The 13,733-nt window shown below is 72.9% G+C and carries 13 protein-coding genes; 8 read left to right on the top strand and 5 right to left on the bottom strand.

The window, feature by feature from the left end:
* The first annotated feature begins 163 nt into the window (after nt 1-163).
* Together ACFU74_RS02490 and ACFU74_RS02485 are read left to right on the top strand one after the other, a co-directional pair.
* Nucleotides 164-1,816, top strand: coding sequence for an RNA polymerase sigma factor (locus ACFU74_RS02490; protein ID WP_380750534.1), 1,653 nt, complete (start codon nt 164-166; stop codon nt 1,814-1,816).
* Nucleotides 1,817-2,098: 282 nt separating this feature from the next.
* The gene (locus ACFU74_RS02485) at nt 2,099-2,935 is read left to right on the top strand and encodes a S1 family peptidase (protein ID WP_380750692.1); all 837 of its coding nucleotides are present in this window, start codon (nt 2,099-2,101) and stop codon (nt 2,933-2,935) included.
* A gap of 172 nt (nt 2,936-3,107) precedes the next feature.
* On the opposite strand, the gene ACFU74_RS02480 is transcribed toward ACFU74_RS02485, so the two are convergent.
* A complete protein-coding gene (locus ACFU74_RS02480) occupies nt 3,108-3,338 on the bottom strand; it encodes a hypothetical protein (protein ID WP_380623529.1) in 231 nt (76 codons plus the stop codon).
* A 539-nt stretch (nt 3,339-3,877) separates the two neighbouring features.
* Between ACFU74_RS02480 and ACFU74_RS02475 the strand changes: the two genes are divergently transcribed.
* The 6 genes from ACFU74_RS02475 to ACFU74_RS02450 all read left to right on the top strand — a co-directional run bounded on the left by ACFU74_RS02475 (nt 3,878) and on the right by ACFU74_RS02450 (nt 10,989).
* Nucleotides 3,878-5,989 carry a type IIA DNA topoisomerase subunit B gene (locus ACFU74_RS02475; protein WP_380750531.1) on the top strand — a complete coding sequence of 704 codons (2,112 nt, stop codon included), beginning with the start codon at nt 3,878-3,880 and terminating at the stop codon, nt 5,987-5,989.
* A 157-nt stretch (nt 5,990-6,146) separates the two neighbouring features.
* Nucleotides 6,147-6,632 (top strand): DUF1453 domain-containing protein, encoded by a 486-nt coding sequence (locus tag ACFU74_RS02470; RefSeq protein ID WP_380750529.1) that lies wholly within the window; start codon nt 6,147-6,149, stop codon nt 6,630-6,632.
* 114 nt (nt 6,633-6,746) lie between these two features.
* Nucleotides 6,747-7,907: a sensor histidine kinase gene (locus ACFU74_RS02465; RefSeq protein WP_380750527.1), complete on the top strand. Its 1,161-nt coding sequence runs from the start codon at nt 6,747-6,749 to the stop codon at nt 7,905-7,907.
* Entirely contained in the window at nt 7,904-8,617 is a 714-nt protein-coding gene (locus tag ACFU74_RS02460; RefSeq protein ID WP_380750524.1) for a response regulator, read from the top strand. Before ACFU74_RS02465 ends, ACFU74_RS02460 begins: the two co-directional genes overlap by 4 nt.
* 207 nt (nt 8,618-8,824) lie before the next feature.
* On the top strand, nt 8,825-9,229 hold the full coding sequence (locus tag ACFU74_RS02455) for a DUF485 domain-containing protein (RefSeq protein ID WP_380750522.1): 405 nt from the start codon (nt 8,825-8,827) through the stop codon (nt 9,227-9,229).
* Complete coding sequence (locus ACFU74_RS02450; RefSeq protein ID WP_380750519.1) at nt 9,226-10,989, top strand: cation acetate symporter; 1,764 nt, start codon at nt 9,226-9,228, stop codon at nt 10,987-10,989. The genes ACFU74_RS02455 and ACFU74_RS02450 overlap by 4 nt, the downstream gene beginning before the upstream one ends.
* A gap of 59 nt (nt 10,990-11,048) precedes the next feature.
* On the opposite strand, the gene ACFU74_RS02445 is transcribed toward ACFU74_RS02450, so the two are convergent.
* The 4 genes from ACFU74_RS02445 to ACFU74_RS02430 form a co-directional block, all read right to left on the bottom strand.
* Nucleotides 11,049-11,957 carry a sucrase ferredoxin gene (locus tag ACFU74_RS02445; protein WP_380750516.1) on the bottom strand — a complete coding sequence of 303 codons (909 nt, stop codon included), beginning with the start codon at nt 11,955-11,957 and terminating at the stop codon, nt 11,049-11,051.
* Nucleotides 11,958-11,980: 23 nt separating this feature from the next.
* The gene (locus ACFU74_RS02440; protein WP_380750513.1) at nt 11,981-12,166 is read right to left on the bottom strand and encodes a hypothetical protein; all 186 of its coding nucleotides are present in this window, start codon (nt 12,164-12,166) and stop codon (nt 11,981-11,983) included.
* Entirely contained in the window at nt 12,148-12,315 is a 168-nt protein-coding gene (locus ACFU74_RS02435; RefSeq protein ID WP_380750510.1) for a hypothetical protein, read from the bottom strand. The genes ACFU74_RS02440 and ACFU74_RS02435 overlap by 19 nt, the downstream gene beginning before the upstream one ends.
* A 75-nt stretch (nt 12,316-12,390) precedes the next feature.
* On the bottom strand, nt 12,391-13,431 hold the full coding sequence (locus ACFU74_RS02430; RefSeq protein ID WP_380750507.1) for a hypothetical protein: 1,041 nt from the start codon (nt 13,429-13,431) through the stop codon (nt 12,391-12,393).
* Nucleotides 13,432-13,733: the final 302 nt, after the last annotated feature.

Below are 13,733 nucleotides of genomic sequence, written 5' to 3'. Positions count from 1 at the left end.
CATGTCAGAATGCTGTGTTGGTCCGCGGCGCTGCTGCCGTCCTGCAAACCCAGTCCTCAAGCCCGAGTCGGTCGGAATCGACACCGCGTGCCCGACGCGCGATCTCCTTCCCCGCCCGCTCGGGCGGCCGGTACGGGTTCGAGTCCACTCATCGTCCGAGAGGTTGTTCGTGTCGGCCAGCACATCCCGTTCGCTTCCCCCCGAGATCGCCGAGTCCGCGGCTCTGCTGGCGCTCATCGAGCGGGGCAAGGCCCAGGGGCAGATCGCCGGTGACGACGTGCGCCAGGCGTTCGAGGCGGACCAGATCCCGGTCACCAAGTGGAAGAACGTCATGCGCAGCCTCAACCAGGTGCTGATTGAGGAGGGGGTGGATCTCATGGTCAGCGCGGCCGAACCGGCCGGCGCCAAGCGCAAGAGCGTTGCCGCCAAGAGCCCCGCCAAGCGCACGGCGACCAAGGCGGTCACCACCCGGACCCCGGCCGCGCCGTCGGCCCCGACCAAGCCGCCCGTGCGCATCGCGCCCGGTGCGACCATCTCCACCCCGGCCGTCGCGGCCGCCGCCGCGCCGGTCAGCACGGTGTCCGCCGAGATCACCGCCGAGGCGACGGCTCCGGCCGCCGCCGAGGTGAAGGCGGCTCCGGCGAAGAAGGCCGCCCCGGCCAAGAAGGCCGCCGCCAAGAAGACCGCCGCGCCGGCGAAGAAGGCCGCCGCCAAGAAGACCGCGGCCGGCAAGACGGCCAAGGGCGACGAGGAGCTGCTCGGCGAGGAGGAGCTGCTCGAAGAGGTGGCCCTGCCGGGCGACAAGCCCGGTACCGAGGGCGACGCCCCCGAGGAGGAGTCGGAGGGCTTCGTCCTCTCCGACGACGACGAGGACGACGCGCCGGCCCAGCAGGTGGCCGTCGCCGGTGCCACCGCCGACCCGGTCAAGGACTACCTGAAGCAGATCGGCAAGGTCCCGCTGCTCAACGCCGAGCAGGAGGTCGAGCTCGCCAAGCGGATCGAGGCCGGCCTGTTCGCCGAGGACAAGCTCTCGGCCGCCGACAAGCTCGCCCCCAAGCTCAAGCGCGAGCTGGAGATCATCGCCGAGGACGGCCGCCGCGCCAAGAACCACCTGCTGGAGGCCAACCTCCGCCTGGTCGTCTCGCTGGCCAAGCGCTACACCGGCCGCGGCATGCTCTTCCTGGACCTGATCCAGGAGGGCAACCTCGGTCTGATCCGTGCGGTCGAGAAGTTCGACTACACCAAGGGCTACAAGTTCTCGACCTACGCGACCTGGTGGATCCGCCAGGCGATCACCCGCGCGATGGCCGACCAGGCCCGCACCATCCGCATCCCGGTGCACATGGTCGAGGTCATCAACAAGCTGGCCCGCGTGCAGCGCCAGATGCTTCAGGACCTGGGCCGCGAGCCCACCCCGGAGGAGCTGGCCAAGGAACTCGACATGACCCCGGAGAAGGTCATCGAGGTCCAGAAGTACGGCCGCGAGCCCATCTCGCTGCACACCCCGCTGGGCGAGGACGGCGACAGCGAGTTCGGTGACCTCATCGAGGACTCCGAGGCGGTCGTCCCGGCCGACGCGGTCTCCTTCACCCTGCTCCAGGAGCAGCTGCACTCGGTGCTGGACACCCTGTCCGAGCGCGAGGCGGGCGTGGTGTCGATGCGCTTCGGCCTGACGGACGGTCAGCCGAAGACGCTGGACGAGATCGGCAAGGTGTACGGGGTCACCCGTGAGCGCATCCGCCAGATCGAGTCGAAGACCATGTCCAAGCTGCGCCACCCGTCGCGCTCCCAGGTGCTGCGCGACTACCTGGACTGATCCCCGGTGCCGGCCCGCCGGTACCGATCGGAAGGCCCGGAGCCCCGTGCTCCGGGCCTTCCGGCCGTTCGGAGCCGGTGGACGTCACCGTCCGGGTGGCCGGTGTCGCTCTTCCGGGTGGCGGCGCGGCGGTGAGCGGTCGCGGATCGTAGCCGTTCACCTACGCTGTGCCGGTTGCCTGCTGCCGAGCCATCTGGAGACACGGTGTCGCCCACCCGCGCCGACCTGCCGACCCCCGCGCCCGCCGCCGCACCCGTCGCCGCCCCCGGGGCCGTCCGCCCGGTGTCCCGGCGGCGCCGGGCCGCCGCCGTGGCGCTGCTGGCCGCGCTGCCCGCGCCGCTGCTGGCCCTCGGTCCGGCGGTCCCGGCCGCCCAGGCCCGGCCGCAGGGCCGGATCGTCGGCGGCGGGACGGTGAGCACGGGCGACCACCCGTGGGTGGTCGCCCTGGCCAGCCGCCAGCAGTTCGGCTCGGGCCGCTCGGGGCAGTTCTGCGGGGGAGCGCTGGTCACCCCGACCAAGGTGGTGACCGCGGCGCACTGCTTCTACGACGAGGCCGGCGGACGCCCGGTGGACCGGCCCGGTCTGCGGGTGGTGGTCGGCCGGGACGACCTGCGCGGCTCGGCCGGGCGCGAGGTGGCGGTGCGCGGCGTCTGGGTCCACCCCGCCTACTCCTTCAGCACCAACATGAACGACGTCGCGGTGGTCACCCTCGGCGAGTCGCAGGGGAGCCGGCCGGTGATCGACCTGGTCGGCCAGGGCGAGACCGAGCCGTACCGGCCGGGCAACCGGGCGCAGGTGTACGGCTGGGGTGACACCACGGGGCGCGGCGACTACTCGCCCGCACTGCGCGGCGTGGACGTGCCGGTCATCCCCGACCAGACCTGTGCCCAGGCGTACCCGGGCGGCCCGGACGGGCGCTTCGACGCCCGGGGCATGGTGTGCGCGGGTGAGCAGCAGGGCGGCAAGGACGCCTGCCAGGGGGACAGCGGAGGGCCGCTGGTGGTCGCCGGGCGGCTCGCCGGGCTGGTCTCCTGGGGAACGGGTTGCGCCGAGGCGGGCCACCCGGGCGTCTACACCCGGATCGCCTCGGTCTCCGACGCGGTGCGCGCCGTCCTGTAGCCGGACGGGCACCCGGTGTCGGCCGCCGGCCGCTCGGCCCGGCCGGGTTCGGTCCGGGAACGACGAAGCCGGGCGACCTGCCCCCGCAGGGGCGGTCACCCGGCTCACCCGGTCACGCGCGGTGCGCGGCCGGACACACAGCTCGACGCTGGGCCTGTTGGGGCGCCCGGAATCAGCGCTCGTCGTCGTTGGCCGTGGCGGACGTGCTGCCCAGGCGGCCGCTCTCGTCCTGTATCTCCACGGCGATCTTCTTGAGCTCCGGCTCGAACTTCCGGCCGTGGTGGGCGCAGAAGAGCAGCTCTCCGCCGCTGGCGAGTACGACGCGCAGGTAAGCCTGGGCGCCGCAGCGGTCGCAGCGGTCAGCCGCGGTGAGCGGGCTCGCAGGTGTCAGAACAGTAGTCACGTCGCCTCTTCTCTAGCTCGACGAGCTGTCGTACCAGGGTGAACATCCAACCAGGCCGAAAACGTTCCCGCTCGTGGCTTTTCTTCTCTGAGGATTCTGCTGTGTTGATGAGGACGTGCCCCGGGGGCCGGTGGTTCATGCGTACCGAATCCCAGGATCCGCCTGTCGCTCGAACGCCCGATCGGAACCGGATGTGAGAGTCCGCGTAGCATAATCCTCTGCTGGGTTGGAGCATAAGCCCCGTCCCGGGCCCCGGTAGCCTGCATAACGGCAGTTCCGGAGCCTGCGAGCGGTCCCACGGTCCGCCAGGAACGGTGGTACCGGGAGGAGATGGGGCCCCGGCGCCCCGAATCCGGCACGACCCTTGTTCGCGCAGCGCGTACAAGCTGCGCGGGACCGGCCCGCCGTGCTGTGCACCCAGCGGAAGGGTGCGCACACACAGGGGAAACGGCTGTCGGTGCGGCGTGCTGCACTGGCGGGCGTTCCGGACACGTCCGGATGTGACCGATGAGACAGAACTTGACCGAGGAGAGTGCCGCGTGAGTGCCGAAACGACCGTGCCGTCCGCTCTGCTGGCCGGCGACGACGGTTCCAACTACACCGCTCGGCACCTGCTCGTCCTGGAGGGGCTGGAGGCGGTCCGCAAGCGCCCCGGCATGTACATCGGCTCGACCGACAGCCGCGGCCTCATGCACTGCCTCTGGGAGATCATCGACAACTCCGTCGACGAGGCGCTGGGCGGCTACTGCGACCGGATCGAGGTGGTGCTGCACGACGACGCCTCGGTCGAGGTCCGCGACAACGGGCGCGGCATCCCGGTGGACGTCGAGCCGAAGACCGGGCTGTCCGGCGTCGAGGTCGTGATGACCAAGCTGCACGCCGGCGGCAAGTTCGGCGGCGGCTCGTACGCGGCCTCCGGCGGTCTGCACGGCGTCGGCGCCTCCGTCGTCAACGCGCTCTCCGCCCGCCTGGACGTCGAGGTCGACCGCGGCGGCCACACCCACGCGATCAGCTTCCGCCGCGGCACCCCCGGCATCTTCACCGAGACCAGCCCGGACGCGCCGTTCGAGCCGGCCAACGGCCTGGCCAAGGTCCGCAAGGTGCCCAGGACCCGCACCGGCACCCGGATCAGGTACTGGGCCGACCGGCAGATCTTCCTCAAGGACGCCCGGCTCTCCCTGGAGAACCTGCACGCCCGGGCCCGGCAGACCGCCTTCCTGGTGCCCGGCCTGACCATCGTCGTGCGCGACGAGCGGCTCACCGAGAGCGACCGGGTCGAGGAGAGCACCTTCCGCTACGACGGCGGCATCGCCGAGTTCTGCGAGTTCCTGGCGCCCGACAAGCCGATCTGCGACGTGCTGCGGCTGCACGGCGAGGGCACCTTCAAGGAGACCGTGCCGGTCCTGGACGACCTCGGGCACATGACGCCCACCGAGGTCACCCGGCACCTCGGGGTGGACATCGCGCTGCGCTGGGGCGCCGGTTACGACACCACGCTGCGCTCCTTCGTCAACATCATCGCCACCCCCAAGGGCGGCACCCACGTCACCGGCTTCGAGCGCTCGCTGGCCAAGACCGTCAACGAGGCGCTGCGCGCGGGCAAGCTGCTGCGCGTCGCCGAGGACGACATCACCAAGGACGACGCCACCGAGGGCCTCACCGCCGTGGTCACCGTCCGGCTCGCCGAGCCGCAGTTCGAGGGGCAGACCAAGGAGGTGCTCGGCACCTCGGCGGCCAACCGGATCGTCGCGGCCGTCGTCGCCAAGGAGCTCAAGGCCTTCCTCACCTCCGGCAAGAAGGACGAGAAGGTCCAGGCCCGGGCGGTGCTGGAGAAGGTGGTGGCCGCCGCCCGCACCCGGGTCGCCGCCCGCCAGCACAAGGAGGCCCAGCGCCGGAAGACCGCGCTGGAGACCAGCTCGCTGCCGGCCAAGCTGGCCGACTGCCGCAGCGACGACGTCGAGCGCAGCGAACTCTTCATCGTCGAGGGCGACTCCGCGCTCGGCACCGCCAAGCTGGCCCGCAACTCCGAGTTCCAGGCCCTGCTCCCGATCCGCGGCAAGATCCTCAACGTCCAGAAGGCGTCCGTGAGCGACATGCTCAAGAACGCCGAGTGCGCGGCGATCATCCAGGTGATAGGGGCCGGCTCGGGCCGCACCTTCGACATCGACCAGGCCCGCTACGGCCGGGTCATCTTCATGGCCGACGCCGACGTCGACGGCTCGCACATCCGGTGCCTGCTGCTGACGCTGTTCCAGCGCTACATGCGGCCGATGGTCGAGCAGGGCCGGGTGTTCGCGGCCGTGCCGCCGCTGCACCGGATCGAGCTCACCAACCCCAAGCGCGGGCAGGAGAAGTACCACTACACCTACTCGGACGCCGAGCTGCGCTCCACGCTGCTGGAGTTCCAGCGCAAGGGCCTGCGCTGGAAGGACCCGGTCCAGCGGTACAAGGGTCTGGGCGAGATGGACGCCGACCAGCTGGCCGAGACCACCATGGACCCGCGCCACCGCACGCTGCGCCGGATCAACCTGGGCGACCTGGAGCAGGCCGAGAAGGTCTTCGACCTGCTGATGGGCAATGACGTGGCGCCGCGCAAGGAGTTCATCGTGGACTCGGCGGCCACCCTGGACCGCTCGCGCATCGACGCCTGAGCCGTTCGCCGCGCGACGAGGGCCCTCCACCCGCGGGTGGAGGGCCCTCGCGCCGTCGGTTCCACCCGGCGTCCACCCCGGCGCCGATCAGCCCGGGGCGCCGGATCCGTAGCGTCGGAGAGGTCGATCAGAGCCTCCCGTCGGACGGAGAAACCCGATGCCTGTCCTGGCAAACGCCGCCCTGGTGGTCGCGGTGACGGTGCTGGTGCTCCGGCGTCAGATGTGCGCCCGGCGCCTGGACTCCGAAGGCCGCTCCTGGCTGCTGCCGCTGCTCCTCGGCGTGGTCGCGCTGCGCGACCCGCAGTTGCTCGACCGCCGGGACACCGCCTGGTCCGCCGCCCTGGTCGGCGCGGGGCTGCTCGCGGTGCTGGCGGCGGGCTCGGTCTGGGGCTGGACCGTCCGGATCTGGCGGGAGTCGGACGGAACGCTCTGGACCCGGGGCACCAGGGCGACGGCGGCTGCCTGGGGCGGGCTGGTCGCGATCCGGTTCGGTCTGTTCGGGATCGGCGAGGCCCTGAACCTGCGCCAGTCGGGCAGTTCGCTGCTGCTCGGCCTGGCGGTCCTGCTGCTGGTCCGCACGGGCGTGGTGAACTGGCGGGCGCGGGCCCTGGAGCCGCCGGGTCGGGCCGCCGTGCCGTGCTGACCGCCGTGGCCGTTTCCGTGGCCGTCGGTGCGGCACCGCCGTCGTTCCCGCCCTCGTTCTCGCCGTCGTTTCCGTCTTCGCTTCCGTCGTCGTGAGCTCGCCAGGAGGAACGTTTTGGCCGAGGGGTACTGGACCCGCTGGCCGTCCCGCGAGGGGCTGCAATACGAGGCCGAGAGCCGGCCGCGGCGGATCCTCACCGGGCTCAGCCGGATCGTCGTGCTGGTCAGCGTCTGCTGGGGGACGTTCTCCGGCGGCAGGTACACCGGCTGGGCCGCGGTGGTCGCGGCGGCGGGGCTGGGTGCGGCGGTCGCCCTCGCCGCCGGCTATCTGCGGGCCAGCTGGCGGCAGCGGGCGGTCCGGGCGTACGCGCTGGCCGGCGGGGTGTTCGCGGCAGCGTGGCTGGCCGACTGGGGGCACGCCTACCTGCTCGCCGACGTGCTCTGGTACGGGCTGGCGGTCACCTCGCTGATCCGCCTGCCGGCCGGGCCGGCGCTGCTCGTCGCCGGGGGCGCGCTCGGCTCCTATGCCGCGGTGAGCTGGGCGAGCGCGCTCAGCATCACGGCGACCGTCGGAGGCCTGCTGCTGCTCGGCTACCTGCTGCGGATGGACGTCGAGGCCCGAGGTACCGCGCGGCGGCTGCTCGCCCAGGAACGGGCCGCCCGGGCCGCCGAGGCGGAGAGCGCCGCGCTCGCCGAACGGGCCAGGATCGCCCGGGAGATCCACGACGTGCTGGCGCACAGCCTCTCCGCGCAGCTGGTCCACCTGGAGGCGGCCCGGCTGATGCTGGACTCCGGCACCGACCGGGAGCGGATCCGCGAGCGGGTGGTGGCCGCCCGGCGGATGGCGCAGGACGGGCTGGCCGAGACCCGGCAGGCGCTGTCCGCGCTGCGCGGCGAGTTCACCCCGGTCGGCGAGTACCTGGTGGAGCTGACCGGGCGGGAGCGCGCGGCGTTCGGGGTGGTCGGGACGCCGCGTCCGCTGGCCGCCGAGGCGGGGCTCGCCGTCCGGCGCACGGCGCAGGAGGCACTGACCAATGTGCGCAAGCACGCCCCCGGCGCACGCTGTGCGGTCGAACTGCGGTACCTGGCGGACGAAGTGGAGCTGGTGGTTCGGGACCAGCGCGCGGCACGGGCCGAAGCGCCCGGCGCGCTGGCGGCCAGCGGCGGCGGGTACGGTCTGCTGGGGATGCGCGAACGCGCGGAACTGCTCGGCGGCACCCTGCTGGCGGGCCCCCACGAGGGAGGGTGGCGCGTGCTGCTGCGGGTGCCGGCATGACGGAACCGGTGGTCACCAGGGTGCTGGTCGCGGACGACCAGACGGTGGTGCGCGAGGGCATCGTGATGCTGCTCGGGCTGCTGCCCGGGATCGAGGTGGTCGGCTCGGCGGCGGACGGCGAGGAGGCCGTGGCCCTGGTCGCCCGGCACCGGCCGGACGTGGTGCTGATGGACCTGCGGATGCCGCGCTGCGACGGGGCCGAGGCGACCCGGCGGATCCGCGCCGGGCACCCGGGCACCGAGGTGGTGGTGCTCACCACCTACGCCGACGACGAGTCGTTGTTCCCGGCGCTGCGGGCCGGGGCGCGCGGCTACCTCACCAAGGACGCGGGCGCCGAGGAGATCGCCCGGGCGATCGCGGACGTCAGGTCGGGGGCGGCGGGGCTGTCGCCGCAGGTGCAGCTGAGGCTGCTGGAGCGGCTGGCGGGGGAGGCCCCGGCCGCGGTGACCGGGCCGGGACCGGTGGCGGCACCGGCGCCGTCGGCGCGTCCGGGCGGGGAGCCGCCGGACGGGCTGACCGTGCGGGAGACGGAGGTGCTGGGGCTGATCGCGCAGGGGCTCTCCAACACCGAGATCGCCCGCAGGCTCTACGTCGGCCCGGCCACCGTGAAGACCCACATCAACAACCTGTTCGCCAAGACCGGCGTGCGGGACCGGGCGCAAGCGGTCGCGTACGCCTTCCGAAACGGAATCACCGGGTCTCCGCAGTAGTCGGATGAGCGTCTGTCGGATGATCGATCACCTCATCGAGTGAACGTATCTGCGTTGGGAGTTTGGGGGGTTCGGGCGACCCCATCATGGTTCGGGTCACAACCCCCCGGCCCAGGAGCAGCCGTGCCACAACAGCAGACGAGAAACCCGGAGCCGGGAGGGCAACTGGACTGGTGGGCACCGGTTCCGGTGCCCACAGCGGCATCCGTGCCGGCGTCCGCGCCGCTGCCGGAACCGCTGCCGGTACCGGCCCCCGCACCGGTGTCCCGGACCGTGCCGGAGGAGGTGCCCGAGGTCGACAGCACCGAGGTGTACCGGGCCGTCCAGCGGAGCGCGGCCTTCCAGCGGATCCGCCACAGCTACCGGACGTTCGTCTTCCCGGTCAGCGGCGTCTTCCTCGCCTGGTACCTGCTCTACGTGGCCGCCCAGGCGGCCGCCCCCGGGCTGATGCGCCGACCGGTCGCCGGCCCGGTCAACGTCGCCTGGCTGCTCGGCCTGCTGCAGTTCGCCACCACCTTCCTGCTGGCCTGGCTGTACGCCCGCAACGCCCGCACCAAGCGCGACCGGGCCGCCCTGTCGTTGCGCTGGGACACCCAGGACCAGCTGCGATGAGGACCGCCACCCCGCCCCCCGTCGCCCCCACCGGGGACCACCACGGCCTGGCCGTGGTGCTCTTCGCCGTCGTCGTCCTGGTCACCCTGGCGATCACCTTCTGGGCCGGCCGCCGCGGTGGCGGCGCCGCCGAGGACTTCTACGCCGGCGGCCGGGACTTCACACCGCTGCAGAACGGTTTCGCGCTCTCCGGCGACTACCTCTCCGCCGCCTCCTTCCTCGGCGTCGCCGGGCTGATCGCGCTGTACGGGTACGACGGCGTGCTCTACAGCATCGGCTTCCTGGTCGCCTGGCTGGTGGTGCTGATGCTGGTGGCCGAACTGGTCCGCAACGCCGGCCGGTACACCCTGGCCGACGTGCTGGCGCTGCGGTTGCGCCGGCGCAAGGTCCGGGCGGCGGCCGGCGGCGCCAGCGTGGTCGTCACGCTGTTCTACCTGGTCGCCCAGATGGTCGGCGCGGGCAGCCTGGTCGCCCTGCTGCTCGGCACCAACAGCGCCCAGGCCCGGACCTGGACGATCGTGGCGGTGGGCGGTCTGATGATCGTCTACGTCACCATCGGCGGGATGCGGGCCACCACCTGGATCCAGATCGTCAAGGCGTTCCTGCTGGTGGCGGGCTCGGTGGTGCTGACCGTGCTGCTGGTGGTCCGCTTCCACGGGGACGTCGCCGAGCTGATGCGGCAGGCGGCCCAGCACAGCGGCGCCGGGCAGCGCTACCTGGAGCCCGGGCTGAAGTACGGCAAGAGCTTCACCAGCCGGCTGGACTTCTTCAGCCTGGGCCTGGCCCTGGTGCTGGGCACCGCCGGGCTGCCGCACATCCTGTCCCGCTTCTACACGGTGCCCACCGCGCGGGCCGCCCGCCGTTCGACGATGTGGGCGATCGGACTGGTCGGCGGCTTCTACCTGATGGCGATCGCGCTGGGCCTCGGCGCCACCGCGCTGATCGGCTCGGCCGAGGTCCGGCAGGCCAACTCGGCCGGCAACACCGCCGTTCCGCTGCTCGCCCTGGTGCTCGGCGGCGGCAACGGCTCGACCGGCGGGGTGGTGCTGTTCGCACTGATCTCGGCGATCGCCTTCGCGACCATCCTCGCCGTGGTCGCCGGGCTCACCCTGGCCTCCTCGGCGGCGTTCGCCCATGACATCTGGGCGGGCGCCTGGCGGGGACGGCCGCGCGGTTCACGCGGGTCGCGCGGTGCGCGTGACCCGCACGACGGCCGGGGTGCGCGCGGGCGCAGGGCCGCGGTGCCGGCCTCCCGGCGGGCGCGCGCCGAGGCGGACGCCTGGACGGGGAACGACGGCGCGCCGACGGTCGCCGAGCACGACGAGGTGCTGGTCGCGCGGATCGCGGCGGTCGGGATCGGTGCGGTGGCGATCGTGCTCAGCCTCTTCGCCCAGCAGTTGAACGTCGCCTTCCTGGTCGGCCTGGCCTTCGCCGTCGCGGCCTCCGCCAACCTGCCGGTGCTGCTCTACAGCCTGTTCTGGCGGCGGTTCACCGCCCGTGGCGCGGTCTGGTCGGTGTACGGCGGACTGATCCCGGCGGTGGTGCTGGTGGCCTTCTCGCCGGTGGTCTCCGGCACCAAGGTCGCGCTGTTCCCCGGGATGGACTTCCACTGGTTCCCGCTGGAGAACCCGGGTGTCGTCTCCATCCCGCTCGGCTTCCTGGCCGGCTGGATCGGCACCCTCACCTCGCCCGAGCCGGCCGACCCGGACCGGTACGCCGAGCTGGAGGTCCGCTCGCTGACCGGGGCCGGGGCGGTCTGAGCGACCCCGGTGACGAACGACCCCCGGCGGGCATCCGCCGGGGGTCGTCGCACTTCACGTCACAGCTCCCGGAGGGAGGCGACCTCCATCCGGGACGGGGAACCCGCCGCCTTGCCGCAACTCTCCGGGCGGGGCGGCTCGCTGACCCCCTCGACCACCCGGACCTCCCAGCACCGGCCGTCCTCGTGCCGGACCTCGACCCGCCAGCGGCCCGCGCCGTCCGGGTGCTGCGCCACGGTGAACGCGTCGGCCCCGGTCTCGCCGGTGGCCAGCCGCACCGCGTGGTCGGCCGCCTGGCCGGGGCGCTCCCAGCCGGAACAGCCGCGCGACCACTCCGGCACCATGTGGCCGGACGCCGTCGCCGCCAGCACCTCCTTGGCGGACTCGGCGGTCAGCCGGCCGTACGCGTAGCCGTACGGCAGCACCAGCATGGTGGGGGAGAAGCGGTGGCCGCCCAGATGGGTCACCTCCCAGACCTCGCTGTGCCCGGCGGCGGCCAGGTCGGCCGCGAGGGGGCGGCCCAGCAGGGCGCAGCAGCGGTCCCGCCGGCCGTTGGTGCACACCAGGGCGATCGGGCCGCCGACGTGCGGCGCGCCGAGGCCGCCGTGGTCGCCGGCGCCCAGCGCCGCGAAGTCGAGGGCCAGCAGCTCCGCCGGGGCCGACACCTCGTGGCGGCGCACCCAGCTGCGCCCGGGGGCCGGCACCGTGTGCGCCACGACCACCTCGTGCCGCGCCGTCGGCAGGCAGTCCGCGTGCCGCCCGGGCCGGCGGATCAGCGCCACCCGCACCCCGGTCCCGGCCGTCGCCCCGTCCAGCGCCCGCCCGACCGCCGGATCCAGATGACTCTCCCCGAGCGCCTTGGCCCCCCACGGCCCGTTCTGCTCCACCAGCAACCAGGTGGTCGCCGTCGCGGCCGTGGCGGCCAGCGGCTCCGACAGTTCACGCGACAACGTCGCACAGGTGCTCACCCCGGTAAGGCTACCCTTGCCGCTCAACCGAAGGCGGCCCGCACCTTCGCCTCGACATCGGGGGACGGGGTGGGTGCGGGGGCCGGCACGCGGGCCGGCAGAGGGAGGTCGGCGAACTCCAGGTGGACGCTGCGGACGATCCCCGCGAAGACCTCCGAGTACAGCTCCCAGTCCTCGGCACAAGGCGTGCTCAGTTCGAGTGAGAGCAACTGGAGCTCGTCCGGAAGCGGCACCCGTCGATCTGGGCGCGTACGTCGTCGCCCTCGGAGGCCAGCACCTCGCAGACGAGCTCCCAGAGTTGCTCGGCGATCTCCTCCTCGGTGCCGAGCACGGGTATGTCGTGGAAGGACGGAGGCACGACGAAGCGGATCTGGAAGGTTGCCTGTCACAGTGGTCGGGTCTTGGGGAGTCGGGTGCCTCGGGATCGCACCGGTCAGTACGGCTTGCGGAGCCGGTTGCGGGTGTCCAGCCAGCTGGGGGGCGGGGGAATGGGAACGCCGTGCCGACGGGCCTCGACCAGGAGGTCCAGGTAGGCCGCGGCCTGGGCTCGGACTCCGCTCCGCCGCCAGGAGCGGAGCAGGAACAGGAGCGGTCCGGTGGCGAGGACGGCGACGGCTGCCAGGGCTCCGGCCGCGGCGAACACCGAGGATCGGTCCGGGGAGCCGGGGGCGAGTGCCGCGCCGATGCCGGCCGTGGTTCCCGCCGCCACCACGGCCAGGATGGCGAGCCCCGCCCAGCCGCTCCAGCGCCGGACAGCACGGCGTTGCGCGGTCAGCATCATCTGCACGGCCCGCCCGTCCAGGAGGTCGATGTGGTGCTCCGCGCCGAGGACGAGTGCCGCGTGGACCAGGGCCGGGTTCCTGGTGAATTCACCTGTGGGCACGACCAGCAGGCCTTCGGCACCGGGCGGCCGCGATGTGGTGTCCGGTACCACCGTGGCCGGCGTCGTCTCCGGTGCCGTCTCCGGCGCCCGGGAGGCCGACGAGTGCGGGGAGGGTGTCGGCGTCGGGTCGGCCGCGTCGAACCACTCGTCGGGGATCCGGATGTCCAGACCGGCCCCCCGGGCCCGTGCCAGCAGCGCGGTGTAGGTGGTGAAGTGGACGGAGTCCCGTTGCTTCCTCGCCCCCTTTGCGGCGCCGACGATCCAGACCGCGATGCCCGCGGGAACCGCGAGGACCGCCGCCACCAAGGCGGCCACCTGCTTGGGCTGGACCGGCGAGGTGAGTGAGCTGCCGATCACGGCCGCCACCACGATCCCGCCCAGCACGAGCAGCGCGCCGACCTCCGTGTGCCACTCCAGGTCGACGCGTCGGCGGTTCGTCAGGTGGTCGGTGACCACCTGACGGGCCACCTCGTCGTCCAGCAGATTGACCCCGTAGAGCGCCTTGGCCCGTTCCGCCGCTTCGACCGCCTCGGGCACTCGGGCCAGTTGGCCGCCCGAGACCGGGAGGGTGACGTAGCGGTAGTCGGTCATGGGATCCCTGTCAGGCCACTGCGGAGAGGGGGCGTGGGCTTCGTCGTCGTGCGGCCGGTGGTCCGTTTGGCGACGGAACTCGTGCGGTTGCCGCATTCGCCGAGCCGGCTGGAGACCGTGCGCATGCGGGCCAGGTCGATCCTGAAGTCGTCGGGCAACAGTCCGTCCCCGTTCGGACTCGGTGGTGGATGGGCCCTGTTGATGCGAACTTAGCCCAGTAGGGTCGAACGGTCGTGCGGTACGGGGAAGCTGACGGCGGGGTTTCGGTTCAGGGAGCGGCGCAGGGGCGCCGGACGTGGGTC

The organism is Kitasatospora sp. NPDC057500, from assembly GCF_042802195.1.
In the GTDB taxonomy this organism is placed as follows: domain Bacteria; phylum Actinomycetota; class Actinomycetes; order Streptomycetales; family Streptomycetaceae; genus Kitasatospora.
The sequence above is the reverse complement of the archived record's forward strand: the minus strand, read 5'-3'. Positions and strand labels throughout refer to the sequence as shown.